Consider the following 25,746-nt stretch of genomic DNA (forward strand, 5'->3'; position numbering starts at 1 on the left):
CCTGCAGGATGGGCACGGGAACCAGTTCCTGACCGCCCAGCGGGTCGGCGTATTTGGCATAGGCCGAGTCCCATTCATAGGTGCCTGCAATCCGGCCCTCGGCCCAAGGGCGCATCTCGAACAGCTCGATGTTGCCTTCGCCCGCGACCTGCTGCCAACTGCGGATGGCGCCGTCCTCGACCAATGATTGGTAGAAGCGGATGCCCTCGGCCAACTCATCGGGGGTCCAGGCGACGGTGGTCGTTTCCGGATCGATCAGATCCTTGCCGGTCTGCTGCGTCACCGTAGTCGACACCAGGAAGATCGCGTTCAGCCCCTGCGCCTCGAAGGGCATCACGCCCTCGCCCAGCTTGCCGGCGGCGGCCTTGACCTCGTCCCAGTTCGTGGGCAGGGGCAGCCCCGCAGCGTCATAAACGGTCTTGTTGAAGAAATAGACCCGGCCGGTTTCCGCCGTGGGAACGCCGTTGAGGACGCCGTTCATCTCGCCGCCGGCCAACTGTTCTTCGGTGAACTGCGACAGGTCGATGATGTCGGCATAGTCACGCAGATCGGCAAAACCCGACCCGTCGCGCGAGAACAGCGGCAGCCAAGGCCAGTTGATCTGCATGATGTCGGCCTCGGTCCGGCCGGCGATCTGCGTGGTGATGCGCTCCTGGTGGCCGGCCCAGCCGGTGAATTCGGCCGCGACCTCGTGGCCGTGCTTGGGTCCGCAAACGGCCAGTGCCTCCTGCGTCTGGGCATGGCGGGCGTCGCCGCCCCACCAGGACATGCGCAGGCTGTCGGCCCGGGCCGGAACGGCCGTGGCCAGCAGGCCGGCCGAAAGGATCGTCGTCGTCAGCAGTTTCATCGGGTTCCCCTCCCTCAATGCGACACGGGCAGCGAGACGTTCTTGCCCGCCCCGTCAAAGACATGTGCCATGCCGGCTTCCGGCGTCAGCGTCACCTCGGCGCCGCGATCCAGCGCGGCGTAATCGGCGGCAGGCAGCACGGCGACCAGCCGGGCACCCGCGACATCCAGGTGCAGAACGACCTCGTGGCCCATGAATTCGGCACCCGTGACACGACCCCGCAGCCCGGGTCCCGCGTTCAGGCGCAGGTGCTGCGGGCGGATGCCCAGCGTCGCGCTGCCGGTCCAGCCGCGCAGGCGGTTCATCAGGTCGGCATCCAGCGGCAGCGACTGGTCTCCCACGCGGAAACTGGTGCCGTCCAGCCGGCCTTCGATCAGGTTCATTTCGGGGCTGCCGATGAAGCCCGCGACGAAGGCGTTGGCGGGACGGTCATACAGTGTCTTGGGGTCTGCCACCTGCATGATGCGACCGTCCTTCATCACGCAGATGCGGTCGCCCATGGTCATCGCCTCGGTCTGGTCATGGGTGACATAGACCACGGTCGAGGACATGCCCTCTTCCTTGAGCCGCCGGTGCAGGTCGGTGATGCGCACGCGCATCGACGCTCGCAGTTTCGCGTCCAGGTTCGACAGCGGCTCGTCGAACAGGAAGACCTGCGGTTCCTTGATCAGCGCCCGGCCCAGTGCCACGCGCTGCGCTTGGCCGCCGGACAGTTCCTTGGGCAGGCGGTCCAGCAGCGGCTCGATCTCCAGGATGCGGGCGACCTCGTCGGTGCGGCGCTCGATCTCGGCCTTGGAGGTGCGCTGCAGGCGCAGGCCGAATGACAGGTTCTTGCGGACCTTCATGTGGGGATAGAGCGCATAGTTCTGGAACACCATGGCGATGCCGCGCTTGCCCGGCTGCAGGCGGTTCACGACCGTGTCGCCGATCACCACCTCGCCGCCCGAGATGCTTTCCAGCCCCGCGATCATTCGCAGCGTGGTGGACTTGGCGCAGCCCGAGGGACCGACCAGCACCATGAATTCGCCATCCGCGACATCCAGGTTGATGCCATGCACGGCCTTGAAGGTGTTGGCATAGGTTTTTTCCAGGTTCCGGATCTGAAGACGGGCCATCGGTTTATCCTTTCACCCCACCGGCAGAGATGCCTTCGATGAAGTATTTCTGAGCCATGAAGAACACGATCAGCGCGGGCAGCAGCGCCAGGACCGACATCGCCAGGATGCGGTTCCAGTCAAAGGCCTCGGTCGTGTCGATCGACAGTTTCAGCGCCAGGCTGACGGGAAAGCTCTCGACCGAGGACAGGTAGATCAGCGGGCCGAGGAAGTCGTTCATGGTCCACATGAACTGGAACAGCGCGACCGAGATCAGGGCGGGCGTCAGCATCGGCACCACGATATAGAGCAGCGTCTGCAGGCTGTTGGCACCGTCCACGCGGGCGGCTTCCTCCATGTCGCGCGGGATGGCGCGCAGGAACTGGACCAGCATGAAGACGAAGAAGGCATCGCCCGCAAAGGCCGAGGGCACCCAGAGCGGCAGGTAGGTGTCCAGCCAGCCCAGGTCGCGGAACAGGATGTATTGCGGGATGCGCGTGACCACGTTCGGCAGAAGCAGCGTCGCGATCAGGCTGGCGAACAGGATCTTCTTGCCCGGAAACTCGAAGCGGGCGAACCCATAGGCCACCAGCGCACAGGAGATGGCGGTGAAGATCGTTTTGGGCAGGATGATCAGGAAGGTGTTCCAGAAGAACCGCCCGAAGGTGTAGGGCGTCGAGGTTTCCCAACCCTTGCGATAACCGTCCAGTGTCGGTTCCTGCGGGATGAACCCGATCGAGCCGAAGATCTCGGAGTTGGTCTTGAAGGACGCCCCGATCAGCCAGATCAGCGGATAAAGCATGATCAGGCCCACGATCGTCAGCAGGCTGTAGCGGACGAATGCGGACAACCGGGCGGCGCGGATTTCCTGGCCGGACATGGCGGGGACGGGATTGGCGATGGTGGGGGTGGCAAGATCGGTCATCTCTCAGCTCCTCTTGTCGCCGGCGTAATAAACCCACTTCTTCGACGACCAGAACGCGACCACGGTCAGCGCCATGATGATCAGGAACAGCACCCAGGCGATGGCAGAGGCATAGCCCATGTTGAAGTTCTTGAAGGCCTCGTCATAGATGTAGAGCGGCAGCAGATAGGTCGATTTCAGGGGACCGCCGCCGGTGATGACGTAAGGGCCGTTGAACTCCTGGAAGGCTTGGACCATCTGCATGATCAGGTTGAAGAAAATGACCGGCGTGATCAGCGGCAGCGTGATGTGGACAAAGCTGTGCCACTTGCTGGCCCCGTCGATGGCCGCCGCCTCGTAGAGCGACTTGTCCACCGCCTGCAGCGCCGCAAGAAAGATTACCATCGCCGACCCGAACTGCCAGGTGCGCAGCAGGCTGAGGGTGAACAGCGCGTTGACGGGATCGCCGAACCAGTTGACCGGCTCCAGTCCGATGCCGGCCAGCACCATGTTCACCAGCCCCGCATCGGCAAAGATATAGCGCCACAACACGGCAACCGCGATCGAGCCGCCCAGGATCGAGGGCACGTAATAAGCGGTGCGGAAGAAGCCGATGGCGCGCAGGCGGTAGTTCAGGATGACTGCGATGAACAGCGCGAAGGCCAGCTTCAGCGGCACTGTCAGGAAGACGTAGAGCAGCGTCACGCGCAGGGACTTCATGAACGTCCGGTCGTTCATCAGTTCTCGGAAATTGTCCAGCCCGGTCCAGACAGGCGACTGGATCAGGTTGTAGTCGGTGAAGCTGAGATAAAGCGAACCCAGGAACGGGATCGCGGTAAAGATCAGCAGCCCGATCAGGTAGGGCGCAAGATAGGCCAAGCCCAGAAAGCGGCTTTCCATCAGTGTCCTCCGCATGTCGGGGACCACATGGCGCAGGCGCCCGTGCATCGCGTCATCAAATCGCTCCTCCCTCGATTCGATTGGCAGGAGACCGCGACAGGCACGGTCTGTTCTGCTAGTATCCCAGTTGGCGACAGGATCTGAATTGACGTTTATGCAGAAAAAGATGGACGAAATTGAACATCAGATACTGGCAGGCATGACCCCTTCGGGAGGTGGGGTTCTGGCGGGCATTCCTGCCAAGGCCTTGGACCTGACGCTGACGCGGTCGGCCATCCGCATGCAGCATTCGCACAGCTGGTCCATCGACAAGGTGAACACGGTTCATGACCTGGTGATCTGTCTGGAGGGTCAGGGCGATTACATCCTGGGCGAGGAACGGGTGCGTCTGACGCCGGGAATGGCTATGATGATCCCGGCCGGAACGCGGTTTCAGGGGCGCAATCTTGATCCGCAGCGCGCTTATACCGGACTGGCCCAACATTTTCGGCTGGACCTCTTCGGCCACCATGACCTGCTGGGACGGATGCGCTATCGCCAGGTGGTGCGGCTGTCGCGCTGGCCGATGATCGGCCCGCTGGTGCGCCATTATCGCGCCACCGCGCCGGCCGGATCGACCACCCTGATGATGCACCATGCCTTCATGGTCATCCTGACCGAGTTCATCGAGGATGCCTTCATCGCCTGGACCTCGCCCCGAGACGCGGCGCTGGATGAGACCGAGGGCCTGTCGATGGCCGTGATGATGGCCGCCACGCAGATCGCGGCCTCTCCGCTTCAACCGGGTTTGGCCGAGCAGGTCGTGACGGCTGCGCCTTATAACCCGGATTATTTCCGGCGCGAGTTCCGGCGACGGCTGGGCAGCACCCCCGTCAAGTACCAGGAGTTCAAGCGCATGGAGGTCGGCATGCAGTTTCTCGAGGCCGGCTTTTCCGTATCCGAGACGGCCCACAGGCTGGGCTTTGCGGACAGCTATTATTTCTCGCGGCTGTTCAAGCGGCATATTGGGACCAGCCCGCGCGGCTGGCAGGAACAGATGCGTTTGCGCCGTGACGGGCAATGGCCGCGCGGGCAGGAGGACGGGCAGGTGATCTATCCCCTGCGGCCGCTTCCCGCCACCGGGCGGGGCTGAAACGCGCGAACGGTTGCGACCGCTGGCCGGGCGTGCTTCCCTTGCCGCGACCGCTGCAGAAAGGTTTCGCCATGTCTTTTGCTCCGATGCTGTGCCACGCCGTGGCGCTTGTCACCGCCATCGGCCTTGTGACCACGGCCACGGCCCGGAATATCGAGGTTGTCGTGACCGGCCTGTCCTCGGATTCGGGCGTCGTCGGATGCGGCTTGCACAACGACCCTGCCGGCTTTCCGGGAGGGAAGGCCGTGGCCGAGCAGTCGGTCCCTCCGAAGGGCGGGCAGGCCGTCTGCCTGTTCGAGGACGTGACGCCCGGCCGTTATGCCGTGGCGGTCCTGCACGACGTCAATGCCAACGGGCGGCTGGACACCAATCCTCTGGGCATTCCCAAGGAGGCATGGGGCGTATCGGGCAATGCCCGTCCCCTGCTGCGCGCGCCGCGCTTTGACGAAGCGGCCTTTGATCTGGGCGACACGCCCGTCAGGGTGCCGATCGAAGCCCGCTGAGAGAACCCTCAGACAACTGAAACGGGAACATTCGCTGTCGCTTCCTGTTTTGCACAACGTTGTCACGGATGCCGAAGCGGCATTGCGTGGACGGAAAAACGGGTGGAGAAACAGATGACAAGCTCGGACAAGGTGGCGGCCCGGATGCGGGATGTTTTGTCGCGTATCTGCGAAAAGGAGCTGACCGTCGCGACGGCCGAAAGCTGTACCGGAGGCCTGGTCGCAGCGCTGATGACGGATATCGAGGGTTGTTCCCATGCTTTTGATCGTGGTTTCGTCACCTACACGGATGATGCCAAGCGCGAACTGCTGGGTGTCGAGGATGCGCTGCTGCGCGACAAGGGCGCGGTGTCCGAGGAGGTGGCGATCAACATGGCGGAACAGGCCCTTGAACGCTCGGCGGCTGATATCGCGGTATCGGTGACGGGTTATGCCGGATCATCCGGTGGCGAGGGCAAGGAAGGGCTGGTGCATTTCGGCCTTGCCCGCAGCGGAGCGGAAACAATGCACAGGATGGAACAGTTCGGTGCAAGGGGACGCGACGTGATCCGTCAGATGTGCCTGGAAACCGTCGTCGAGATGATCGAGGAAAGCCTTGAATGAATGAACACCCTTTTTCGGCCCTGCACCGGCACGGCTTCGTTCGCCTCGCAACCTCGACACCGCGGGTGCGGCCTGCGGATATCGGCTATAACTGCGACAGCGTGATCGAGGAAGCCAGGCGCGCCGATGCCCTGGGTGTCGACCTGCTGGTTTATCCCGAACTGTGCCTGTCATCTTATGCGATCGACGACCTGCACATGCAGGACGCCCTGCTGAGCGCGGTCGAGCGGGCCGTGCAGCGCGTGATCGAGGCCAGTGCCGGCCTTGCCCCGGTCCTGCTGGTCGGCGCGCCGCTGCGCCGCGACGGGCGGCTCTACAACTGTGCCCTGATCATCACGCGGGGCGAATTGCTGGGTGTGGTTCCCAAGTCCTTTTTGCCCAACTATCGGGAGTTCTATGAAAAACGCTGGTTCGCCCACGGCCGCGGCATCACGGGACAGAGCATCACCATCGGCGGCCTGACCGCGCCCTTTGGCACCGACCTGATCTTTCAGGCGACCGACCTGCCGGGGCTGATCTTCCACACCGAGATCTGCGAAGACCTGTGGACGCCTGCGCCGCCCTCATCGGACGCGGCCATGGCGGGGGCTGTCATCCTGACGAACCTGTCGGCCTCCAACATCGTGATCGGCAAATCCTCGGACCGTCACCTGCTGTGCCAGTCGCAATCCATGCGGGCCTTTGCCGCCTATGCCTATTCCGCCGCGGGACCGGGTGAAAGCACCACGGATTTGTCCTGGGACGGGCAGGGGATGATCTATGAACTGGGCGATCTGCTGGCCGAATCCGCGCGTTTTCCGACCGAGCCGCAGCTGCTGGCTGCCGATGTCGATACCGGCCGCATCCTGGCCGAGCGGTTGCGCACCGGCAGCTTCAACGATGCCGCCCGTCAGGTCGAGCCGCAGTTCCGCCGCATTCCTTTCCTGCACCGCCCGCATGGACGCGACGCGGGCCTGTTGCGGCCCGTCGCGCGTTTTCCTTACGTGCCCAACCGCGCCAGCCACCTGGAACAGGACTGCTACGAGGCGTTCAACATCCAGGTGGAGGGGCTGCGCCGCCGTTTCGAATCGACGCGCGGGGACAACATGGTCATTGGCGTGTCGGGAGGGCTGGATTCGACGCACGCGCTGATCGTGGCAGCCAAGACCTGCGACCGGCTGGGCATCCCGCGCGACCGCATCCTGGGCTTCACGATGCCGGGTTTTGCGACATCGGAAGGGACCAAGTCGAATGCCTGGACCCTGATGCGCGCCATGGGCATTCAGGCGGCCGAGATCGACATCCGCCCCGCCGCCACCCAGATGCTGCAGGACATGGGCCACCCCTTTGCCGACGGGCAGCCGGTTTACGACATCGCCTTTGAAAACGTTCAGGCTGGCCTGCGCACCGATTACCTGTTCCGTCTGGCCAACCAGCGCAAGGGTTTCGTCATCGGAACGGGCGACCTGTCCGAACTGGCCCTTGGCTGGTGCACCTATGGTGTCGGCGATCAGATGAGCCATTATGCCGTCAATGCCGGCGTTCCCAAGACGCTGATCCAGTACCTGATCCGCTGGACGGCGCGTTCGGGCCAGTTCGACGAGGCCACGGCCGAGGTTCTGGAGGCGATCCTCGCGACCGAGATTTCGCCCGAACTGGTGCCGGCCGACGACGACGCGGGCATGCAGAGCACGGAAGACAAGATCGGCCCTTATGCGCTGAACGATTTCTTCCTGTTCCACACGATGCGCTATGGTCTTCCGCCCTCCAAGGTTGCCTTCCTGGCCTGGCATGCCTGGCACGACACGACCCGGGGCATCTGGCCCGACGCCTTTCCCGATGCCAAGAAAGGCGCCTATGACCTGGCCACGATCCGCCTGTGGCTGGAGCGGTTCCTGGTCCGGTTCTTTGCGACCAGCCAGTTCAAGCGGTCGGCCCTGCCGAACGGACCCAAGGTTTCGGCCGGCGGATCCCTCAGCCCGCGGGGCGACTGGCGTGCACCATCGGACAGCGTGGCTGCGCCATGGCTGGAGGACCTGGCGCAGGTGCCGGAGGACTGGCCCGCCTGAGATTGGCCCGACTGAGGGGCGGCCAGGCGTCGTGGCTCTGCAACATGTTGCGGATATTTCGGTCTGAGGACCATGCCTGCAACCTCTGCGGGTTGACGCCTGCTGCGCTTGGCCGTTGAGTGTCGGACAGGCAGGACGATGAATGTCCGACAGTTTTTCAGGCGCGGCATGCGTCAAGGGGCTCGTGATGACCAAGATTGTTCCGGTTCTGATGGCAGGCGGCTCGGGAACGCGGCTGTGGCCTGTGTCCCGGAAAAGCTTTCCCAAGCAGTTTGCGGCACTGATCGGCGAGGAAACGCTGTTTCAGGCCTCGGCACGGCGGCTGTCGGGACCCGAGTTTGCCCCGCCGATGGTCATGACGAACTCCGATTTCCGGTTCATTGTGGCCGAGCAGCTGGAGCAGGCGGGCATCACCCCCGGCGCCATCGTGATCGAGCCCGCGGGGCGCAACACGGCGCCCGCCATCCTGGCGGCAGCCCTGATGGCGGCTGCGGACGACCCGGACCAGCTGATCCTGGTGGCGCCGTCGGATCATGTCATTCCCGACCGAGACGCCTTTGCCGATGCGGTGGCGCAAGGCACTGTGGCGGCCGGCCAAGGTCGCATCGTCACCTTCGGCATCACGCCCGACAGACCCGAAACGGGCTATGGCTATCTGGAACTGGCGGGAACGGGCGAGGGCCCCCAGCCCTTGGCGCGCTTCGTGGAAAAGCCCGACGCAGACACCGCGGCGCAGATGGTGACGGCAGGCCATTTCCTATGGAATGCCGGCATCTTCCTGTTCAGCGCGCGCACGATGATCGAAGCCTTCCGCACCCATGCGCCCGCTTATCTTGAGCCCGTGACTGCGGCGATCGACAGGGCCAGAATCGATCTGGGCTTTCTGCGGCTGGCGCGAGAACCCTGGATGCAGGCCGAGGACAACTCGATCGATTATGCCGTGATGGAAAAGGCCGACAACCTGACGGTGGTCCGATTTTCGGGCCGCTGGTCCGACCTGGGGGGCTGGGACGCCGTCTGGCGTGAAGCGCTGGACCGGACGCCTTCGGAGCAGGGGGTCGTCACCGACGCGCATGCCACCGCGATCGACTGCCACGACGTGCTGCTGCGCTCGGACGATGACGGGCTGGAGGTGGTCGGCATCGGCCTGCGGGACCTCATGGTCGTGGCAACATCCGATGCGGTTCTGGTCGCGGACAAGTCGCGGGCGCAGGACGTGCGTCATGCCGTCAGCGCCCTGAAGACCAAGCGCGCCAAACAGGCCGAGGCTTTTCCGCGTGATCATCGCCCTTGGGGCTGGTTCGAGACGCTGGCCCTCGCCGACCGCTTTCAGGTCAAGCGCATCGTGGTCAAGCCGGGCGCAGCCTTGTCGCTGCAAAGCCATGTCCACCGGTCCGAACACTGGATCGTCGTCTCCGGCACGGCGCGGGTGACCGTGGACGACCAGGTGACGCTGGTGACGGAAAACCAGTCGATTTACGTCCCGCTGGGTGCCGTCCACCGGATGGAGAATCCCGGCAAGGTGCCGATGGTCCTGATCGAGGTGCAGACCGGCAGCTATCTGGGCGAGGATGACATCATCCGGTACGAGGACGTGTATTCCCGCAGCAGCGCCGACTGACCGGCGCCGCCGCCCTTGCCCGCCTTACATGTTCGCGCGGATGTCGGCAATGGTCGCGGCCACGCCGGCACGGGGCACCCCGCGCAGCATCTGTTCGCCGATGATGAAGGTGGGCGTGCCCTGGATCGCCATCTGCTGACCCAGTTCGTGGTTCTTGCGCAGAACTTCGGTCACCGGGGCGGCCTCCATGCGCTCCATGACCTGATCCGCATCGACGCCGATCTGCTGGGCAATGCCGCGCAGGGCTTCGGCCGTGGCGGGCGCCCGCAGGGTGATCAGGGCCTCGTGGGCCGCAGCATAGGCCTGATCGCCGGCCAGTTGATGAACGGCAATGGCAAAGCGGCTGGACTGTTCGCTATCTTCCCCCAAAATCGGAAATTCCTTCAGGATCAGGCGGATGTTCCCGTCTTCCTCGACGGCGTCATGGACCTCCTGGTTGAACTGGCGACAAACGCCGCAGCGATAGTCGATGAACTCCACCATTGTCAGGTCGCCATCGGGATTGCCGCCGATCCAGCTGTGTCCATCCTGGAAGATTGCATCCTGATGCTTGGCCACGATGTCCACATCGTTCTGTGCGCTGGCCTCGGCCTGCCGGCTTTCCAGAACATTGATCGATTCGATCAGGACTTCAGGGTTTTCCATCAGATAATCCCGAACGGCCTGGTTGAACGCTTCCCGCTCCTCGGTCGTCATGGCGGAAATGTCAAAGGCCTGCGCAGGGGCGGCCAAAAGGGGGGCTGCAGCCAGAAGCAGCGCGGCGGACAGGCGTTTCATCAGGGTCACCCTTTGGTTTTCTTGCGCGACAGCTTGGACCGGCGAACCGGAGATGGCAAGAAAGGCGCGAACAAGGCTGCGTGACGCGCCTTTCCAGCCTGCGCAAAGAACTGGAGCGTCCGGTCGCCACAGGCTATCACCCTTACAAAAAGACGAGGCTGAGCCATGCGAACTTCCCTGCGCGGACAGGTTGACCCGTTCATCGTGATGGACGTGATGGAGGCGGCCAGCCGGGCCGAGGCGGCAGGACGCCACATCATTCACATGGAGGTCGGGCAGCCCGGCACTCCGGCCCCGGAAGGTGCACGCCGCGCCCTGGCTGATGCGCTGTCCCATCCCTTGGGATATACCGTGGCACTTGGCCTTCCGGCCCTGCGGGAGGGCATCGCCGACCTTTACCGTCGGTGGTACGGAGTCGATCTGGATCCTGCGCGGGTGGTGGTCACGCCGGGCAGCAGCGGAGCCTTCATCCTGGCCTTTTCCACGCTGTTCGATGCAGGCGACAGGGTTGCAATGGGTTTCCCCGGCTATCCCAGCTATCGTCAGATTTTGCGGGCCATGTCGCTGACGCCGGTCGGCATTCCCACCCGGCCCGAAGATCGTTACCAGCCCCGCCCCGAGGATCTGCCCGAGGCGGAGGGCCTGATTCTGGCCTCGCCCGCCAACCCGTCGGGAACGGTCCTGACCGTGCCCGAGCTGGCGGCACTGACCGAGGCGGCGCGGGCGCGGAACATGGCGGTCATTTCAGACGAGATCTATCACGGGCTGGGCTATAACGGGCGGTGCCATTCCGCACTTGAGGTGACGGATGAGGTTGTTGTCGTAAACTCCTTCAGCAAATACTTTTCCATGACCGGATGGCGTGTCGGCTGGATGGTCGTCCCGCCCGACATGATCCGCACGGTCGAACGGCTGGCCCAGAACCTGTTCATCTGTCCTCCCCATGCCAGTCAGGTTGCCGCCCTTGCAGCGCTGGATTGCATCCCCGAGGCCGAAGCGAACCGCGCCGTTTATGCCGAAAACCGCCGCCTGATGCTGGAAGGGCTGCCGCGCGCCGGGTTCGACCGGATCGCGCCGCCGGAAGGGGCCTTCTACATCTATGCCGATGTGTCGCACCTGACCGATGACTCTGTCAGCTTTGCGGCGGAGATCCTTGAAAAGGCGGGCGTCGCGGTCACGCCCGGTCTGGATTTCGATCCCGAGCGGGGGCGGCAGACGCTGCGGTTCTCCTATGCCCGCGCGACGGCGGACATTGCCGAAGGATTGGCGCGCCTGACCACTTTCATGGCGGCCAGATGAGGGTTCTGGCGCTGATCCTGTCGCTGATCCTCGGGCTGCCCCTGTCGCTGGCGGCGCAGGAGCCCGCCCGGATCCAGCTGGGCGGATCCGCTGTCACCACGGCGTCTCAGGGTTGGTGGCACCGGCTGTTCGGGCCGGAGCCGTTGCAGATGACGCTGGCGCTGGATCGGCCGGTTCCTTATCGCGTCTTTCTTGTCGGAGAGCCGGCGCGTCTCGTAATCGACCTGAAGGGCGTCGACCTGTCGGGGCAGGACCCGGCGACCCTGTTCGGCCATGGGCGCCTGCCCGCGGTCCGATGGGGCAGCTTTCGGCGGGGATGGGCGCGGATCGTGCTGGAACTGCCCGGACCGTTCCGCGTCGCGCGTGCCGGCATGAACACGCGCGGTGCCGAAACGACGCTGACGGTTGACCTTGCCCCCGTATCCGAGGCCGCCTTCGCGCCGCGTCCCTCGGCCGCAACGGTCCTGCGTGATCTGCCCGATCCGGCCGAACTGCCCGAAGCGCCCGCGCGTGCCGACGGGCTGGTCGTCATGCTGGATCCCGGCCATGGCGGCTTTGACCCCGGTGCACAGGCCAACGGAGAAACCGAGGCGCAGTTGGTGCTGGCTTTTGCGCAGGAACTGCGCAAGGCGCTGCAGGCGCGCGGCGTTTCTGTCGAGATGACGCGCGACAGCGACGTTTATGTGCGGCTGGAACAGCGCATGACGGCCGCCCGACAGTCCGGCGCGCATCTGCTGCTGTCGCTGCATGCCGATGCGCTGCCAAGGGGGCAGGCGGCCGGGGCCACGGTTTATGTCTGGAACTCGGGGTCCGACGAACAGGCGGCGCGGCAACTGGCGATGCGGCACCAGCGCGACGACCTGCTGTCGGGGGTGGACCTGTCGGGGCAGGACGATGCCCTGACCATGGCGCTGATGGATTTCGCCCGAACCGACACCCAGCCCCGGTCCGAAGGTTTTGCCCGGCTGCTGGCATCGCGCATGGCGCTTCTGGGCATCGGGCTGCACGGGCGTCCGGTGCAGGGGGCCGCGTTCTCGGTGCTGAAGTCGCCCGACATCACCTCGGCCCTGCTGGAGCTGGGCTTCATCTCGGATGACACGGATCTGGCGAACCTGACCGATCCGTTGTGGCGCGCGCGCATGGTCGAGGCGGTGGCGGATGCCACAACGGGATGGTGGCGCGACGAACAGGCCCGGGCAGGACTGTTGCGCCGTTAGGTCAGCCAGTGTTGTTTTGACCACAAGGGGACGTGCGTCTATAGCGGGGGCAAGGCTTCGAAAGGCGGATTCTCGTGCTGCGACCCATCCTCTCATTCTTTGGTGCGATCTTTTCCTGGGTGGTGACGGGGGTCTTCTTTGCCGCACTGACGGTGGGGGGCATCTTCTGGATCTATTCGCGCGACCTGCCCAGCCACGAGACGCTGGCCCAGTATTCGCCCAAGACCATCAGCCGCATCTATTCCGCGGAAGGGCAGCTGATCGACGAATTTGCCGAGGAGCGCCGGATCTTCGTGCCGATCGACGAAGTGCCGGACTTGGTCAAGCAGGCCTTCATCAGCGCAGAGGACAAGAATTTCTACAGCCATCCGGGCTATGACCTGCGCGGCATCCTGGGGGCGGCGGCACAGGCGGTGCAGTCGCGCGGCTCCAGCGTCCGGGGTGCTTCGACCATCACGCAGCAGGTGATGAAGAACTTTCTGCTGTCCAGCGACCGCAGCGTCGAACGCAAGGTCAAGGAACTGATCCTGGCCGCCCGGCTGGAACGCACGCTGTCCAAGGACCAGATTCTGGAGCTGTATCTGAACGAGATCTTTCTGGGCCAGAACAGCTTTGGCGTCGTTGCCGCCGCGCAAACCTATTTCAACAAGTCGTTGTCCGAACTGATGCCGCACGAGGCCGCGATGCTGGCCGCCATGCCGCAGGCGCCGGGCCGCTATCATCCCGTCACCGCCAAGGAGCGGGTGACCGAGCGGCGCAACTATGTCCTGCGCGAGATGTGGCAGAACGGGTTCATCGACGAGGCCACCTACGAGGCCGAGGCGCGGCTGCCGCTGCGCTCGGTGCAGAACGGCGACTATCCGTCCTTTCGCCGGCAACTGCCGTCCCGCGATTACTTCACCGACGAGATCCGCCGCCAGCTGAGCCGGGAATTCGGGCAGGAAGAGTTCTTTGGCGGCGGCCTGACGATCCGGGCGACCGTCGACCCTGACCTGCAGTCCGAGGCCGCCGAAGCACTGCAGCAGGCGTTGGAGGATTACGACCGCAACCGCGGCGTTTGGCGTGGCACGGGGCAGACCATTCCGGCCGCTGCGCTGACCGACGAAGCCGCGTGGCGTGGCGCCCTGTGGGATCTGCGCCTTCCGCGTGACATCGCCGGCTGGCGCCCCGCCGTGGTCCTCGAGGTGGGCGCCAGCGATGCCCGGATCGGCATTGAAGGCATCGAGGAGGCTGGAAACGGCCACTGGATTCCCGCCGCCGATGTCCAATGGGCCCGTCCGATGGACCGCGAAACGGGCCAGCTTGGTCCGCGCGCGCAGGTGGCGGGCGATCTGCTGGCGGTGGGGGATGTGGTTCTGGTGCGCGCCATGACCGCCGACAGCGACAACAGCTTCATCCGCTGGACCCTTCGCCAGGTGCCCGAGGTGCAGGGCGGCTTCATGGCGATGGACGTGAACACGGGCCGCGTTCTGGCGATGCAAGGCGGGTTTTCCTATGAAAGCTCGGTCTTCAACCGGGCCACGCAGGCGCAGCGGCAGCCCGGTTCCAGTTTCAAACCCTTTGTTTATGCCGCCGCACTGGACAATAATTATACGCCCGCGACCATCGTGGTGGACGAGCCGATCCGCATCAACACGCCCCAAGGCCTGTGGGAACCCAAGAACTCTTCCGGCCGCCATTACGGACCGACGCCCTTGCGCACGGGGATCGAGCAGTCCCGCAACCTGATGACCATCCGCATCGCGGATGATATCGGGATGGAGCGCGTGGCCGAATATGCCGAGAATTTCGGCGTTTACGACAAGCTTGGTCCGTTTCTCGCCAATGCGCTGGGGGCACAGGAAACGACCCTGTTCAAGATGGTCGCGGCCTATGCCATGTTTGCCAATGGCGGAGAGCGGGTCGAGCCGACGCTGGTGGACCGGGTGCAGGACCGTCGCGGGCGCACCATCTATCGTCATGACCTGCGCGTCTGCCAGACCTGCGGGATGCAGCCGCTGCCCCTGGGACAGGGGCCGGTCATCGACAGCAACCGCGAGCGGGTGATGGATGCGGTGACGGCCTATCAGCTGACCTCGATGCTGGAAGGCGCGGTCGAGCGGGGTTCGGGATCGGGCGTGAACCTGCCGGTTCCGATTGCGGGCAAGACGGGGACAACGAACGATGCCAAGGACGTGTGGTTCATCGGCTATTCCAGCAACATCGTGGCGGGCTGTTATCTGGGATATGACCAGCCCCGGTCCCTGGGCGAGCGGGCTTTTGGCGGCACTTTGTGCGTGCCGGTCTTCAACGCCTTCATGAAGGCCGCAGTGGCCGAATATGGCGGGACCGAGTTCAAGGTTCCTCCCGGCGGCTACTGGGTCAAGATTGACCGCATCACCGGGCAGCGCCTGCCTGACAATGCAACGGGTCCCAACGTGATCTCGGAATATTTCCGCGAAGGAACGGACCCGGACTGGCTGGCCCCGTTTGTCGTGTCAGGATTCGGGGACGAGACGGTGATCCTGCCATGGGAGGCGGGGGCGGATGCCCGAAGCGGCCAGTCGATCACAACCTCGACCGGACAAACGCGGGTGATCCCCAAGCAAACCGATTTCGGCAGCATGTCCTCGGGCGGGCTGTACTGAGCCGTTCGCAAGGCCTTGGGTAAATGCGGCCTCGCTAGCGCTGGTCCGCGTCCTTTGCTCCGCCGGCGCCTTTCTGCGGATGGGTTTCACATGCGCGAGCCTCAGCAGCAGAAGGCCATAGGCGGACGCGATCAGGGCCAGCATGCCCTTCCCCGTGCCGCAGCACAGGCCGATCGCGCCAGCCAGCCACATCGAAGCCCCCGTGGTCATGCCGTGCACGCTCGACCCCCTGAGGATGATCGACCCGGCCGCCAGAAAGGCCACCCCCACGTTGCCGGCTTCGATCAGGCGCAGCGGGTCCACCTGCAGGGCCGCATCCTCGTCCGAACGGATATGGGTCAGTTCCGTCGCAATGACGGTGAAAAGCGCCGCCGCCATCGAGATCAGCATATGGGTTCGCAGGCCTGCGGCATGGTCGTTCCGCTCACGCTTTCATCCCATGACAGCGCCGGTGACCAACGCCAGAAGCATCCGGGCGGCCGCGACGCCCAGGTCCATCGACTGCATCGGCTGGAAGGTCATCTGCATCAGGTCGCTCATGGCCCCTCCTTTGCAGGGATACACTAACGGCATCGGGGTGGTTGCGCGGCGCTGGTCTTGCCCAGCACGGCCCGCCGCGTTATCACCCCGAACCTGACGCCAGCCGAAGGAAACCGCCATGCGCGCCGAGACGCAGTCCACCATCGAGGCCATCCGCCGTTCGCTGACCCTGCTGGGACAGCGACTGGACTGGCAGACGGCGCCCCATCGCCTGGAAGAGATGAACGCGATGATCGAGGACGGCGACCTGTGGTCCGACCCTGCCCGCGCGCAGAAGCTGATGCGCGAGCGCCAGTCGCTGTCCGATGCCATCGACACCTATCGCCGGATCGAGGGCGATCTGACCGCCAATGCCGAGATGGTCGAGTTGGCCGAGGAAGAGGGGGACGCCGAACTGGTGGCCGAGGCCGAGGGCAACCTCAAGGCGCTGGCCGACATGGCCGCCCAGAAGGAACTGGAGGCCCTGCTGAACGGCGAAGCGGACGCCAATGACACGTTCCTCGAGATCAACGCGGGCGCAGGTGGCACGGAAAGCTGTGACTGGGCCTCGATGCTGGCGCGGATGTATGTCCGCTGGGCCGAGAAAAAGGGCTACGAGGTCGAACTGCTGTCGGAAACGGCAGGGGACGAGGCAGGCATCCGCAGCGCCGGCTACAAGATCACCGGGCACAATGCCTATGGCTGGCTGAAATCGGAATCGGGTGTGCACCGCCTGGTCCGCATCAGCCCTTATGACAGCGCGGCGCGGCGGCACACGTCGTTCAGTTCAGTCTGGGTTTATCCGGTGGTGGACGAGAACATCGAGATCGACATTCCCGACCGCGACATCCGCATCGACACCTATCGGTCGTCGGGCGCAGGCGGGCAGCACGTCAACACCACCGACTCGGCCGTGCGGATCACCCACCTGCCGACGAACATCGTCGTCACCAGTTCGGAAAAGTCCCAGCACCAGAACCGCGCCAACGCCATGGCCGCGCTGAAGGCGCGCCTGTACCAGATGGAATTGGACCGCCGGAACGCCGAAGTGAACGCCCAGCACGCGGCCAAGGGCGATGCGGGCTGGGGCAACCAGATCCGCTCCTATGTCCTGCACCCCTACCAGATGGTCAAGGATCTGCGCACTTCCGAGGAAACAAGCGACACCCAAGGCGTTCTGGATGGCGATCTGGATCGCTTCATGGCGGCCACGCTGGCGCTGGACGTGGCCGGAAAAAGCCGCGCCGAGGCCAATTCCGACGACTGACCATTTTGCTGCGCTGCAGCATAGCCGAACAGAAATGTTTGCTTTTCTGCCATTTTGCCTGATGCTGCAGGTGCATCATGCAGAAGGGCGGTTCCATGGATAACAAGAGCATCAACCTGGCACTGCAAGGCGGCGGCGCGCATGGCGCCTTTACCTGGGGCGTGCTGGACCGGCTGCTGGATGAGCGCTGGCTGCAGATTGCCGCGATCAGCGGCACATCGGCCGGCGCCCTGAACGGGGCGGCACTGAAGGCAGGCCTGGCGGCGCGATCGGGGCAGGGTGGCCGGCTGGCAGCCCGCGAGAACCTCGACGCCCTGTGGTCCGAGATCGGTTCCATGAGCGACAACCGCGTGGTGCGCTGGATGCAGTCGCTGCTGCCGATGCCGCGCGGCCTGCAGCGCTGGACCGAGCTTGTGTCTCCGGCCGCCTGGCTGGATGGGCTGACGCGGTTGCTCAGCCCTTATGACTATGGCCCGTTCTATACGAATCCTCTGGGGCCGCTGCTGGCGGGGCTGCCTTATCCTGATTTCGCCAGCGAGACGGGCCCTGCGCTTTATGTTGCCGCCACCAATGTCCGGACGGGCCGCATTCGCGTCTTTACCGGCCGTCAGACCACGGCCGAGGCCGTGATGGCGTCCGCTTGCCTGCCGACGTTGTTCCAGGCGGTCGAGTTTCATGACCCCGAGACAGGGCGTATCGAAGCCTATTGGGATGGCGGCTATTCCGGCAATCCTGCCTTGTTCCCGCTTTACAAATCGCGGTTTCCCCGAGATATCGTGATCGTCGCGATCAACCCCCTGTTGCGCGACACGCTGCCCCGCAGTCCTGTCGAGATCGCGGATCGCGTGAACGAGGTCAGTTTCAACAGTTCGCTGGTAAACCAGCTGCGAGCCATCAACTTCGTCAAGCGGCTGTTCGTTCAAGGGCGGCTGGAGGGGGACGCGATGAAGAACGTTCTGGTCCACCTGATTGACGACGTGGCCTTGATGAACGACCTGAACGCGCGGTCCAAGCTGATGCCGCGCCCCGGTCTGCTGGCCTCGATGAAACGGGCCGGACAGGAGGCCGCGGATCGCTTCATCGAGGATCATGCCGACAAGATCAACCGCGAGGACAGTTTCGATCTGTCCTCGTTGTTTCCGGCTGCGGCGCTGCCCTGACTGCTCGATTCTTGCCTTTGGAGCGGGGGCGATGGCCTGTGCGGCTGTGACGGACGAGGGCTGCGGATTTATCCGCCGGGCCGGGAGGCCGTCGAGGATCTTGCCTGCGGCGGCGTCCGTGCCGCCATCAGCGCGACACAGGAGCGGGCCTCAGTTGTTTCCGGGTGGACGACGCTACTTCAACGTGCTCGAACACAAGGTTTCGCCCCCGGACCTGATCGTGCGGTTGTTCAGACTCCGCGGCATTCTTTTGACCAGTCCGCTTCCGGGCTGGTTCATGTCAGATTCGCCGCTTGCGATCGGGCGGTCAGGCCATTGCCTTGGCGATGGAGGCTGCCAGGCGGGCGTTGTTCAGCACCAGCGCGATGTTCGAATCGAGCGAGCGTCCCTCGGTCAGCTCAAAGATCCGGCCCAGCAGGAAGGGCGTCACCGCCTTGGCGGCAATGCCTTGCGCCTCGGCCTCGGACAGCGCTTGCTCGATGACGGGCATGATCTGGTCCTTGGTGATCTCGGCCTCGGCGGGGATGGGGTTGGCCACGAGTTGCCCACCTTTCAGCCCCAGACGGGCGCGCATGGCGGCGGCGGCGGCGATTTCTTCGGGGCTGTCCATGCGCAGAGGCGCCCGGATGCCGGAAGCCCGCGACCAGAAGGCCGGCAGCTCGTCCTGACCAAAGGCGATGACCGGGACGCCAAGCGTTTCCAGCACCTCCCATGTTTTCAGCAGGTCCAGAATGGCCTTGGCGCCCGCGGCCACCACCGTTACCGGCGTTTGCGCCAGCTCCTGCAGGTCGGCCGAGATGTCAAAGCTGGTCTCGGCCCCACGATGGACGCCGCCGATGCCGCCGGTGGCAAAGACCTTGATCCCCGCCAAGTGGGCGCAGATCATCGTGGCTGCAACGGTTGTGGCACCGGTGCGCCCGTTGGCGATGCATACGGCCAGGTCGGCGCGGCTCAGCTTCATGGCTTCGGCCGGCGGCGTCTGGGCGAGGGAACGCAGGGCGTCCGGAGTCAGGCCGATATGGATCTGGCCGCCCATGACGGCAATGGTGGCGGGCACGGCACCGCCTTCACGGATCGTCGCCTCGACCTTTTCAGCCATCTCCAGGTTCTGGGGCCACGGCATGCCATGGGTGATGATGGTCGATTCCAGCGCAACAACAGGGCGGCCCTGCGCCAGTGCTTCGGCGACCTCGGGGGCAAAAAACAGGGGAGCGGTATGGGTCACGGGACATCCTTTCCGGAAACATGGGCGGCCGAAGAACGGACGGCCTGGCGCAGCGCCGCATCGCGCGGCTGGCTTGACAGTTCGGCCGCCAGATGGGCGGCCAGAAAGCAGTCCCCGGCGCCGGTCACACGGGCCACGACAACTGCGGGCGGTTGATGGGTCAGGGTCGGGGCACCTGCCATGGCCTCGGCGGCAGGGTTCGGGCCGTCGGTCACTAGAACACGGGGCGCACCCCGCGCCACCACGGCTTCGGCCGCGCTGGCCGCGTCCGGGCAGGCGCGGCCGGCCAGGATCTCGGCCTCCAGTCTGTTCAGGTAAAAGCAGCCGCGTCGCGCGGCGATCAGCGGCTCGAGACGTTCCGCCTTGCCAGGGCTGGCCGGCACGACCCGCAGGTCGGCCGATGCCAGCCGCTTGTCCCGCGCGATCAGTTCCAGAAGATCCTCGGTCAGGTTGCCGTCCACGACGACAGGCCTGGTCCAGCCGGCAAGGTCACGGTCCAGAGGACCCAGGATGTTCTGTCCCGCCAGTTCCAGGCTGAAGGCGTCGGCAATGGCCGCAATGAGGCCCTCGCTGTCCTCGATCCCCATGTAACAGTCAGTGGGCAGGCCGGTGTCACGGGTCAGAAATTCCGTGCGTACGCCAAGGCGCAACGCTTCGGTGATCAAGGCATCACCCTCGGGGTCGCGTCCCACGGCCGACAGCACCGCCGGCGTCAGTCCCCACCGGGCCAGCGCAACGGCCACGTTCAAGGCGACACCACCGGGAAGGTGGCGAATGCGACCCGGCACATCGGCGCCCGGTGCCATTCGGCGGGGCGCCCGTCCGATCACGTCCCACAGCATCGCCCCGATACACAGGACGTCAGGCGTCAGGGTCATTGTCAATCCTCAGCTCGGTTTCCAGGAACCGTTCGAAGTCATCCAGGTCAACGGGATCGAATTGCCCGAAGCCCTGCATCCAGACCGAGGCCATGCGCATCCCGTCCGGGTCAAGCTTGCACCATGTGATCCGTCCCCGCCGCTCTTGCCGGATCAGGCCGGCGGCTGCAAGCACGGCAAGATGCTTGGAGATCGCAGCCAAGCTGATGTGGAACGGCTGCGCGACATCGCTGACTGCCATGTCGTCCTCCAGAAGCATCGACAGAACCCTTCGGCGCGTGGGGTCCGCCAGCGCCGCAAAGATCAGGTCCAGCCGATCGGGCAGGGCAGGCAGGGTCATGAACGGGCCTTTGAAAGGTTGCATGGTCAACCGGGCGGTTGAACAATGTCCTGTCACATTGGGAAACGCAACCCCCGCACCCAAGGCGACGGTTTCAAGGAATTTAGAGTTTTCAACAGGTTGGGATACTGCCCCTGTTGCTTGACTTGCGCGGCGCTTGCCCCTAGACAGCGCCCAACGATGACGGGGGCGTGAAAAGATGGCCGAAGGGCCCCGAGGCGAGGCAGACAGGGCGGCGGATGCCGAACGGCTGCGCGCGTTGGAAGCCAAGCTGGCCGCGAAAGCGCCCAAGCCTCAGGGCCCCGGCCCGATGGGCAAGTACGAACAGGCCAATCTGGCCTGGCGCATGGTGATCGAACTGGTGGCCGGGCTGGGTCTTGGTTTCGTGGTCGGTTACGGGCTGGACTATCTGCTGGGGACGACGCCCGTGCTGATGGTCCTGTTCATTTTTCTGGGCCTTGCGGCCGGCGTCAAATCGATGATGCGCACCGCGGGCGAACTTGACAGGAATTCCGGCCCAAGGCCGGATGATGCAAAATCCGGCACAGCGCCGGGCAGTGACGAGAGGGATTGATCGTGGCGACGGAAGCGACTGGCGGCGGCCTTGAATTCCATCCGATGGACCAGTTCGTGGTCCGGCCGCTGTTCGGCGCGGGCGAGGTGCATTGGTACACGCCGACCAACGTCACGCTGTGGCTGGCCCTGACGGCCCTGGCGGCGATCGCGCTGCTGGTGCTGGGAACGCGTGGCCGCGCCATCGTGCCAAACCGCGCGCAGTCGATGGCCGAGATGGCCTATGGCCTCGTCCACAAGATGATCGAGGACATCGCCGGCAAGGATGGCTTGCGCTATTTCCCCTATGTCCTGACGCTGTTCCTGTTCATCGTCTTCGCGAACCTTCTGGGTCTGGTGCCGCTCGGCTTTACCGTGACATCGCATATCGCCGTCACCGGAGTGCTGGCGATGGCGGTGTTCCTGGGCGTGACATTCATCGGCTTTGCCCGCAACGGCGCGCATTTCCTTGACCTGTTCTGGATCCGCTCGGCCCCCCTGGCCGTCCGCCCGGTTCTGGCCGTGATCGAGGTCATCAGCTATTTTGTGCGCCCGCTGAGCCTGTCCATCCGACTGGCCGGCAACATGATCGCGGGCCATGCCGTGATCAAGGTTTTCGCGGGCTTCGCGGCCATCGCCGCCGTTGCCCCTGTCGCCATCATCGCCGTTGTCGGGATGTATGCCTTCGAGGTGCTGGTCGCCTTCGTGCAGGCCTATGTCTTTACCATCCTGACCTGCGTCTACCTCAAGGATGCGCTGCACCCGTCGCACTGAGGCGATGGGCTGCGGCCCCCGCGCGGTACCCTTCGGGACCGCATCCACCACGATTGACAATCTTCCAACCGCAAGGAGAAATACCATGGAAGGCAATATCGGAGAACTGGGCCAGTACATCGGCGTCGGCCTGACCGCGTTCGGCATGGGCTTTGCCGCCTTGGGCGTGGGCAACGTTGCCGGCAACTTCCTGGCCGGTGCCCTGCGCAACCCGTCGGCCGCTGCCGGCCAGACCGCCACGCTGTTCATCGGCATGGCATTCGCCGAAGCTCTGGGGATCTTCTCGTTCCTCGTCGCGCTTCTGCTGATGTTCGCGGTCTGATCCAACGCCATCCTTGCGGCGGGGTGGGGGCCTGACCCCCACCCCATCGTCATATCGTAAGGCCATGGGGTAGGAAATGTTCAGCCTGTTGCAAGAGGCCGCAACCACCGCGGTCGAACATAATCAAGGCGCCGTCGTTCATGGCAACGACGTCGTTCGCGAAGCGCATGTCGGGACACCCGGGATCGCGCAGGCGGATCATGCCGCCGAAGCCGCGGGGCTTCCGCAGCTGGATATGGCCACGTTCGGCAACCAGATCTTCTGGCTGGTGGTCACGCTGGTCGTGCTTTACCTGGTGCTGTCGCGCGTGGCACTGCCGCGCATCGCGGCCGTCCTGTCGGATCGCCAAGGTGCCGTGACCGGCGACCTGATGGCCGCCGAAGAATTCAAGCTGAAGGCCCGCGAGGCCGAGACTGCCTATGACAAGGCTCTGGCGGATGCCAGAACCGAGGCCCAGGCCATCGTGGCGCAGAACCGGGCTGCCATCCAGGCCGATCTGGACGCCGCCATCGCGCGGGCGGATGCCGAGATTGCCGCTCGCACGGCTGAGTCGGAAACCCGCATCCGCGAGATCCGCGCGTCGTCCGACGTCAGTGCCCGCCAGGTCGCGCAGGACGTCACGGCCGAACTGGTGCGCGTGTTCGGCGGTTCGGTCGATCAAGCTGCGGTCGGTGCCGCTGTTGACGGGCGCATGAAAGGGACCCTGCAATGATCCGCATTCTTGCATCCGCAACGGCAGGCCTGTTGGCTGCCGGTCCGGCAATGGCCGCGACGGGGCCGTTCTTTTCGCTGCGCAACACGAACTTCATCGTGCTGCTGGCGTTTCTGGCCTTCATCGGGGTGCTGGTCTACTTCAAGGTGCCCCAGATGCTGGGTGGCCTGCTGGACAAGCGCGCTGACGGGATCCGCAACGATCTGGACGAAGCTCGTCGTCTGCGCGAGGAAGCGCAGGAGATCTATGCCAGCTATGAACGTCGCTCGCGCGAGGTGAAGGGTCAGGCGGATCAGATCGTTGCCAATGCCAAGCGTGAGGCCGAGGCGCAGGCTGCAAAAGCACAGGACGATCTTCGCCGGTCCATCGACCGTCGCCTCCAGGCGGCACAGGACCAGATCGCAGGCGCCGAGAACGACGCCGTTCGCGCGATCCGGGATCGGGCCGTTCAGACCGCCGTTGCCGCCGCGTCCGAAATCCTGACGACTCAGGTCCGGGGCGGCCAGCGCTCGGCAGGGATCGACGACGCCATCGAAGACGTGGCGCGTCGCCTGAACTGAGGCGAATACCAATCTGACAGTGATCCACCCCCGGCGCCCTGCGGCTTCGGGGGTTTTTCTTGCGCGGCCCTCACCGTTCGATGCGGTTCTGCAGGCGCAGTTGTGCCACCGCGGCATGTTCGTCCGCGCGGCGTTGTGCGGTCAGGCTGCGGCCCACGCAGTCGAGGTGATCCTCCAGCGCCTTGCGGGCACGTTGTCCGTCGCGTGCTTGGAGGGCATCGTTGATCGCGGCATGCTGGTTCAGGATCTGGTCGCGCAATTCGGGCTTGGTGAACATGCGCGGACGGTTGAACAGCATCCCTTGGCGCAACAGGTCCTGCATGGCCCGCATCATGTGGAGCGCGATCACGTTGTGGCTGGCTTCGATGATGGCCATGTGGAAATCGGCATCCAGCGCGGCTTCGGCTTCCGGATCTCCCTTGGCATGCACCTGCCGCATCGCGCTCAGAATGCGGTCCAGAACCTCCAGATCGGTGGCGCCCGCTGCCGAGGCCGCACGTTCCGCCGCCAAGCCTTCCAGATCCTTGCGAAAGGTCAGATAATCGTCTGCCGCCTGTGGATGGCGGGCGATGAGTCGCACCAGCGCGGGCGAGAAGGCGCTGCCCAGCACATCCGCGACAAAGACGCCGGCTCCGGGCCGAGTGACCAGAAGGCCCTCGTTCTGCATGGTCGCCAGCGCTTCGCGCAGCGACGGGCGGCTGACCCCCAGGCGGTCCGCAAGGTCGCGCTCGCCCGGCAGGCGCTCGCCGGGGCGAAGGACGCCTTGCAGGATCAGGGTTTCCAGTTGGCGGGTGACCGCATCGGACAGGCGGGCTTGGTCGATCTTTTCGAAGGGCATGGTGGACCGTTGGTTGTCGGGCGTCATCGTAGAAGTGAACACGCGCAAAGCAAAGGGCCGGGCTTGACGCCCGGCCCTTCAAGTCAGCGGTGGGACCGATTACTGGGTCGGGCGGATCAGGATCTCGACGCGGCGGTTCTGGGCGCGGCCGGCCTCGGTCGCGTTCGAGGCGACAGGTTGGGTCAGGCCGCGGCCCGTGGCCATCAGGCGGTTCTGCGACACGCCTGCGGCAGCCAGGATGCCGGCGACCGATTGCGCGCGACGCTGCGACAGGTCGAGGTTGTAGGCTGCGCTGCCCGTGTTGTCGGTGTGGCCGATGACCTCGACGCGGCTGTTGGGATACTGGTTCAGGTTGCGCGCCACGGCGTAAAGGTCGGACTGTGCCGGGCCGGACACCGCGGCCGAGTTCGTGGCAAACAGGATGCCCTCGGGCATCACGACCTGCAGATAGGAGCCGTGGTTGACGATCTGCACGTTCGGGTTCGAGATCGACTGCTGCAGCGCCGCTGCCTGACGGTCAAGGATGTTGCCCGCAACGGCACCCGCAGCGGCCCCTACGATGGCCCCGCGCGCGGCGTCGCGGCCCTGATTGTTGCTGTCGCTGTCGCGGGTCGCGCCATAAAGCGCGCCAACAGCCGCACCGGCCAAGGCACCCTGCTGGGTGCGGCTCATGCCGGTTCCCGTACCAGACATGCCGGTACCAGTCATGCCGGGATCGGCGCAGGCGCCCAAAATCATCAGGCCGGAGGCGGCAAGAGCGGTGGTCATGCGGAGTTTCATCGGGCTCCCTTTCCTTGAACAAGGGCGGGCGGTCCGCCGCCGCGCCATGATGTCGTGACAATATCCGGGCAGGGTGTGTCCCTGATTCCGGTTTGTGGCGTCAACGCGTGGCAAGCTGTCGCAGTTCCGCGGCAAAGGAAAGTCACTGTTTCGTGGAGAGCGCTGGAATGGCTGTCAAATTGCCGGCGTGACCTCGCGCTTGGCAGCCCTTGCAATACGAACCCATGCCGTCCAAAAGCGGCAGGCC

The 25,746-nt window shown here is 64.8% G+C and carries 25 protein-coding genes and 1 pseudogene; 15 read left to right on the plus strand and 11 right to left on the minus strand.

The features are described 5' to 3' along the window. The 4 genes from ACLHHB_RS11030 to ACLHHB_RS11045 all read right to left on the minus strand — a co-directional run. Window positions 1-847, minus strand: an 847-nt coding sequence (locus ACLHHB_RS11030; RefSeq protein ID WP_410218334.1) for an ABC transporter substrate-binding protein, incomplete at its 3' end; no start/stop codon positions are given. 14 nt (window positions 848-861) lie between these two features. Beyond that, window positions 862-1,962, minus strand: a complete 1,101-nt coding sequence (locus ACLHHB_RS11035) for an ABC transporter ATP-binding protein (protein ID WP_410218335.1) — start codon at window positions 1,960-1,962, stop codon at window positions 862-864. 4 nt (window positions 1,963-1,966) lie between these two features. Then, entirely contained in the window at window positions 1,967-2,821 is an 855-nt protein-coding gene (locus tag ACLHHB_RS11040) for a carbohydrate ABC transporter permease (RefSeq protein WP_410218366.1), read from the minus strand. 48 nt (window positions 2,822-2,869) lie between these two features. Beyond that, complete coding sequence (locus tag ACLHHB_RS11045) at window positions 2,870-3,745, minus strand: carbohydrate ABC transporter permease (RefSeq protein ID WP_410218336.1); 876 nt, start codon at window positions 3,743-3,745, stop codon at window positions 2,870-2,872. Window positions 3,746-3,911: 166 nt separating this feature from the next. On the opposite strand from ACLHHB_RS11045, the gene ACLHHB_RS11050 reads away from it, so the two are divergent. From ACLHHB_RS11050 to ACLHHB_RS11070, 5 genes are all read left to right on the plus strand, one after another. Beyond that, complete coding sequence (locus ACLHHB_RS11050) at window positions 3,912-4,877, plus strand: helix-turn-helix domain-containing protein (RefSeq protein ID WP_410218337.1); 966 nt, start codon at window positions 3,912-3,914, stop codon at window positions 4,875-4,877. A gap of 71 nt (window positions 4,878-4,948) precedes the next feature. Continuing rightward, on the plus strand, window positions 4,949-5,380 hold the full coding sequence (locus tag ACLHHB_RS11055; protein ID WP_410218338.1) for a DUF2141 domain-containing protein: 432 nt from the start codon (window positions 4,949-4,951) through the stop codon (window positions 5,378-5,380). A 114-nt stretch (window positions 5,381-5,494) separates the two neighbouring features. Beyond that, complete coding sequence (locus ACLHHB_RS11060) at window positions 5,495-5,983, plus strand: CinA family protein (protein ID WP_410218339.1); 489 nt, start codon at window positions 5,495-5,497, stop codon at window positions 5,981-5,983. Then, window positions 5,980-8,031 carry an NAD(+) synthase gene (locus ACLHHB_RS11065; protein ID WP_410218340.1) on the plus strand — a complete coding sequence of 684 codons (2,052 nt, stop codon included), beginning with the start codon at window positions 5,980-5,982 and terminating at the stop codon, window positions 8,029-8,031. Before ACLHHB_RS11060 ends, ACLHHB_RS11065 begins: the two co-directional genes overlap by 4 nt. Window positions 8,032-8,218: 187 nt before the next feature. Continuing rightward, window positions 8,219-9,652, plus strand: a complete 1,434-nt coding sequence (locus ACLHHB_RS11070; RefSeq protein ID WP_410218341.1) for a mannose-1-phosphate guanylyltransferase/mannose-6-phosphate isomerase — start codon at window positions 8,219-8,221, stop codon at window positions 9,650-9,652. Between the two features lie 24 nt (window positions 9,653-9,676). On the opposite strand, the gene ACLHHB_RS11075 is transcribed toward ACLHHB_RS11070, so the two are convergent. After that, window positions 9,677-10,429 carry a DsbA family protein gene (locus ACLHHB_RS11075; RefSeq protein WP_410218342.1) on the minus strand — a complete coding sequence of 251 codons (753 nt, stop codon included), beginning with the start codon at window positions 10,427-10,429 and terminating at the stop codon, window positions 9,677-9,679. A gap of 165 nt (window positions 10,430-10,594) precedes the next feature. On the opposite strand from ACLHHB_RS11075, the gene ACLHHB_RS11080 reads away from it, so the two are divergent. The 3 genes from ACLHHB_RS11080 (at window position 10,595) to ACLHHB_RS11090 (ending at window position 15,572) form a co-directional block, all read left to right on the plus strand. Continuing rightward, window positions 10,595-11,728 (plus strand): pyridoxal phosphate-dependent aminotransferase, encoded by a 1,134-nt coding sequence (locus ACLHHB_RS11080; RefSeq protein ID WP_410218343.1) that lies wholly within the window; start codon window positions 10,595-10,597, stop codon window positions 11,726-11,728. Then, complete coding sequence (locus tag ACLHHB_RS11085) at window positions 11,725-12,945, plus strand: N-acetylmuramoyl-L-alanine amidase (RefSeq protein WP_410218344.1); 1,221 nt, start codon at window positions 11,725-11,727, stop codon at window positions 12,943-12,945. The genes ACLHHB_RS11080 and ACLHHB_RS11085 overlap by 4 nt, the downstream gene beginning before the upstream one ends. Window positions 12,946-13,019: 74 nt before the next feature. Then, window positions 13,020-15,572: a penicillin-binding protein 1A gene (locus ACLHHB_RS11090; protein ID WP_410218345.1), complete on the plus strand. Its 2,553-nt coding sequence runs from the start codon at window positions 13,020-13,022 to the stop codon at window positions 15,570-15,572. A gap of 105 nt (window positions 15,573-15,677) precedes the next feature. On the opposite strand, the pseudogene ACLHHB_RS11095 reads toward ACLHHB_RS11090, so the two are convergent. After that, window positions 15,678-15,989: pseudogene (locus ACLHHB_RS11095) on the minus strand (MgtC/SapB family protein); the annotation flags it as partial. A gap of 241 nt (window positions 15,990-16,230) precedes the next feature. Between ACLHHB_RS11095 and prfB the strand changes: the two are divergent. Both prfB and ACLHHB_RS11105 read left to right on the plus strand, forming a co-directional pair. Beyond that, window positions 16,231-17,358 carry a peptide chain release factor 2 gene (prfB, locus tag ACLHHB_RS11100; protein WP_410218346.1) on the plus strand — a complete coding sequence of 376 codons (1,128 nt, stop codon included), beginning with the start codon at window positions 16,231-16,233 and terminating at the stop codon, window positions 17,356-17,358. Window positions 17,359-17,453: 95 nt separating this feature from the next. Then, window positions 17,454-18,518 carry a patatin-like phospholipase family protein gene (locus tag ACLHHB_RS11105; RefSeq protein WP_410218347.1) on the plus strand — a complete coding sequence of 355 codons (1,065 nt, stop codon included), beginning with the start codon at window positions 17,454-17,456 and terminating at the stop codon, window positions 18,516-18,518. Between the two features lie 307 nt (window positions 18,519-18,825). Here ACLHHB_RS11105 and ACLHHB_RS11110 read toward each other — a convergent pair whose 3' ends face one another. Genes ACLHHB_RS11110 through ACLHHB_RS11120 form a run of 3 tightly spaced genes read right to left on the minus strand, consistent with a single transcriptional unit; the run spans window position 18,826 to window position 20,961 of the window. After that, window positions 18,826-19,743: a pseudouridine-5'-phosphate glycosidase gene (locus ACLHHB_RS11110; protein ID WP_410218348.1), complete on the minus strand. Its 918-nt coding sequence runs from the start codon at window positions 19,741-19,743 to the stop codon at window positions 18,826-18,828. Then, window positions 19,740-20,621 (minus strand): PfkB family carbohydrate kinase, encoded by an 882-nt coding sequence (locus tag ACLHHB_RS11115; protein ID WP_410218349.1) that lies wholly within the window; start codon window positions 20,619-20,621, stop codon window positions 19,740-19,742. Before ACLHHB_RS11115 ends, ACLHHB_RS11110 begins: the two co-directional genes overlap by 4 nt. Next, window positions 20,605-20,961 (minus strand): ArsR/SmtB family transcription factor, encoded by a 357-nt coding sequence (locus tag ACLHHB_RS11120; protein WP_410218350.1) that lies wholly within the window; start codon window positions 20,959-20,961, stop codon window positions 20,605-20,607. Before ACLHHB_RS11120 ends, ACLHHB_RS11115 begins: the two co-directional genes overlap by 17 nt. Window positions 20,962-21,160: 199 nt before the next feature. Between ACLHHB_RS11120 and ACLHHB_RS11125 the strand changes: the two genes are divergently transcribed. The 5 genes from ACLHHB_RS11125 to ACLHHB_RS11145 all read left to right on the plus strand — a co-directional run bounded on the left by ACLHHB_RS11125 (window position 21,161) and on the right by ACLHHB_RS11145 (window position 23,881). Further along, window positions 21,161-21,535, plus strand: a complete 375-nt coding sequence (locus ACLHHB_RS11125; RefSeq protein WP_410218351.1) for an AtpZ/AtpI family protein — start codon at window positions 21,161-21,163, stop codon at window positions 21,533-21,535. Between the two features lie 2 nt (window positions 21,536-21,537). After that, the gene (locus tag ACLHHB_RS11130) at window positions 21,538-22,287 is read left to right on the plus strand and encodes a F0F1 ATP synthase subunit A (RefSeq protein WP_410218352.1); all 750 of its coding nucleotides are present in this window, start codon (window positions 21,538-21,540) and stop codon (window positions 22,285-22,287) included. Between the two features lie 85 nt (window positions 22,288-22,372). Beyond that, window positions 22,373-22,609, plus strand: a complete 237-nt coding sequence (locus ACLHHB_RS11135; RefSeq protein WP_207465832.1) for a F0F1 ATP synthase subunit C — start codon at window positions 22,373-22,375, stop codon at window positions 22,607-22,609. 76 nt (window positions 22,610-22,685) lie between these two features. Continuing rightward, complete coding sequence (locus ACLHHB_RS11140) at window positions 22,686-23,321, plus strand: F0F1 ATP synthase subunit B' (RefSeq protein WP_410218353.1); 636 nt, start codon at window positions 22,686-22,688, stop codon at window positions 23,319-23,321. After that, the gene (locus tag ACLHHB_RS11145; RefSeq protein WP_410218354.1) at window positions 23,318-23,881 is read left to right on the plus strand and encodes a F0F1 ATP synthase subunit B; all 564 of its coding nucleotides are present in this window, start codon (window positions 23,318-23,320) and stop codon (window positions 23,879-23,881) included. The genes ACLHHB_RS11140 and ACLHHB_RS11145 overlap by 4 nt, the downstream gene beginning before the upstream one ends. Window positions 23,882-23,951: 70 nt before the next feature. Here the strand turns inward: ACLHHB_RS11145 and ACLHHB_RS11150 are convergent, their stop codons facing one another. Then, window positions 23,952-24,719, minus strand: a complete 768-nt coding sequence (locus ACLHHB_RS11150) for a FadR/GntR family transcriptional regulator (RefSeq protein WP_410218355.1) — start codon at window positions 24,717-24,719, stop codon at window positions 23,952-23,954. Between the two features lie 99 nt (window positions 24,720-24,818). Next, window positions 24,819-25,499, minus strand: coding sequence for an OmpA family protein (locus ACLHHB_RS11155; RefSeq protein ID WP_410218356.1), 681 nt, complete (start codon window positions 25,497-25,499; stop codon window positions 24,819-24,821). Window positions 25,500-25,746: the final 247 nt, after the last annotated feature.

The organism is Paracoccus sp. (in: a-proteobacteria), from assembly GCF_046462195.1.
Lineage (GTDB): Bacteria > Pseudomonadota > Alphaproteobacteria > Rhodobacterales > Rhodobacteraceae > Paracoccus.

Coding starts and splice junctions, on each gene's coding strand:
- ACLHHB_RS11105 (WP_410218347.1), top strand. CDS start 17,454: ATGGATAACAAGAGCATCAACCTGGCACTGCAAGGCGGCGGCGCGCAT.
- ACLHHB_RS11125 (WP_410218351.1), top strand. CDS start 21,161: ATGGCCGAAGGGCCCCGAGGCGAGGCAGACAGGGCGGCGGATGCCGAA.
- ACLHHB_RS11155 (WP_410218356.1), bottom strand. CDS start 25,499: ATGAAACTCCGCATGACCACCGCTCTTGCCGCCTCCGGCCTGATGATT.
- ACLHHB_RS11075 (WP_410218342.1), bottom strand. CDS start 10,429: ATGAAACGCCTGTCCGCCGCGCTGCTTCTGGCTGCAGCCCCCCTTTTG.
- ACLHHB_RS11055 (WP_410218338.1), top strand. CDS start 4,949: ATGTCTTTTGCTCCGATGCTGTGCCACGCCGTGGCGCTTGTCACCGCC.
- ACLHHB_RS11070 (WP_410218341.1), top strand. CDS start 8,219: ATGACCAAGATTGTTCCGGTTCTGATGGCAGGCGGCTCGGGAACGCGG.
- ACLHHB_RS11035 (WP_410218335.1), bottom strand. CDS start 1,962: ATGGCCCGTCTTCAGATCCGGAACCTGGAAAAAACCTATGCCAACACC.
- ACLHHB_RS11120 (WP_410218350.1), bottom strand. CDS start 20,961: ATGACCCTGCCTGCCCTGCCCGATCGGCTGGACCTGATCTTTGCGGCG.
- ACLHHB_RS11150 (WP_410218355.1), bottom strand. CDS start 24,719: ATGCCCTTCGAAAAGATCGACCAAGCCCGCCTGTCCGATGCGGTCACC.
- ACLHHB_RS11080 (WP_410218343.1), top strand. CDS start 10,595: ATGCGAACTTCCCTGCGCGGACAGGTTGACCCGTTCATCGTGATGGAC.
- ACLHHB_RS11135 (WP_207465832.1), top strand. CDS start 22,373: ATGGAAGGCAATATCGGAGAACTGGGCCAGTACATCGGCGTCGGCCTG.
- ACLHHB_RS11065 (WP_410218340.1), top strand. CDS start 5,980: ATGAATGAACACCCTTTTTCGGCCCTGCACCGGCACGGCTTCGTTCGC.
- ACLHHB_RS11085 (WP_410218344.1), top strand. CDS start 11,725: ATGAGGGTTCTGGCGCTGATCCTGTCGCTGATCCTCGGGCTGCCCCTG.
- prfB (WP_410218346.1), top strand. CDS start 16,231: ATGCGCGCCGAGACGCAGTCCACCATCGAGGCCATCCGCCGTTCGCTG.
- ACLHHB_RS11040 (WP_410218366.1), bottom strand. CDS start 2,821: ATGTCCGGCCAGGAAATCCGCGCCGCCCGGTTGTCCGCATTCGTCCGC.
- ACLHHB_RS11140 (WP_410218353.1), top strand. CDS start 22,686: ATGTTCAGCCTGTTGCAAGAGGCCGCAACCACCGCGGTCGAACATAAT.
- ACLHHB_RS11115 (WP_410218349.1), bottom strand. CDS start 20,621: ATGACCCTGACGCCTGACGTCCTGTGTATCGGGGCGATGCTGTGGGAC.
- ACLHHB_RS11060 (WP_410218339.1), top strand. CDS start 5,495: ATGACAAGCTCGGACAAGGTGGCGGCCCGGATGCGGGATGTTTTGTCG.
- ACLHHB_RS11045 (WP_410218336.1), bottom strand. CDS start 3,745: ATGGAAAGCCGCTTTCTGGGCTTGGCCTATCTTGCGCCCTACCTGATC.
- ACLHHB_RS11145 (WP_410218354.1), top strand. CDS start 23,318: ATGATCCGCATTCTTGCATCCGCAACGGCAGGCCTGTTGGCTGCCGGT.
- ACLHHB_RS11050 (WP_410218337.1), top strand. CDS start 3,912: ATGGACGAAATTGAACATCAGATACTGGCAGGCATGACCCCTTCGGGA.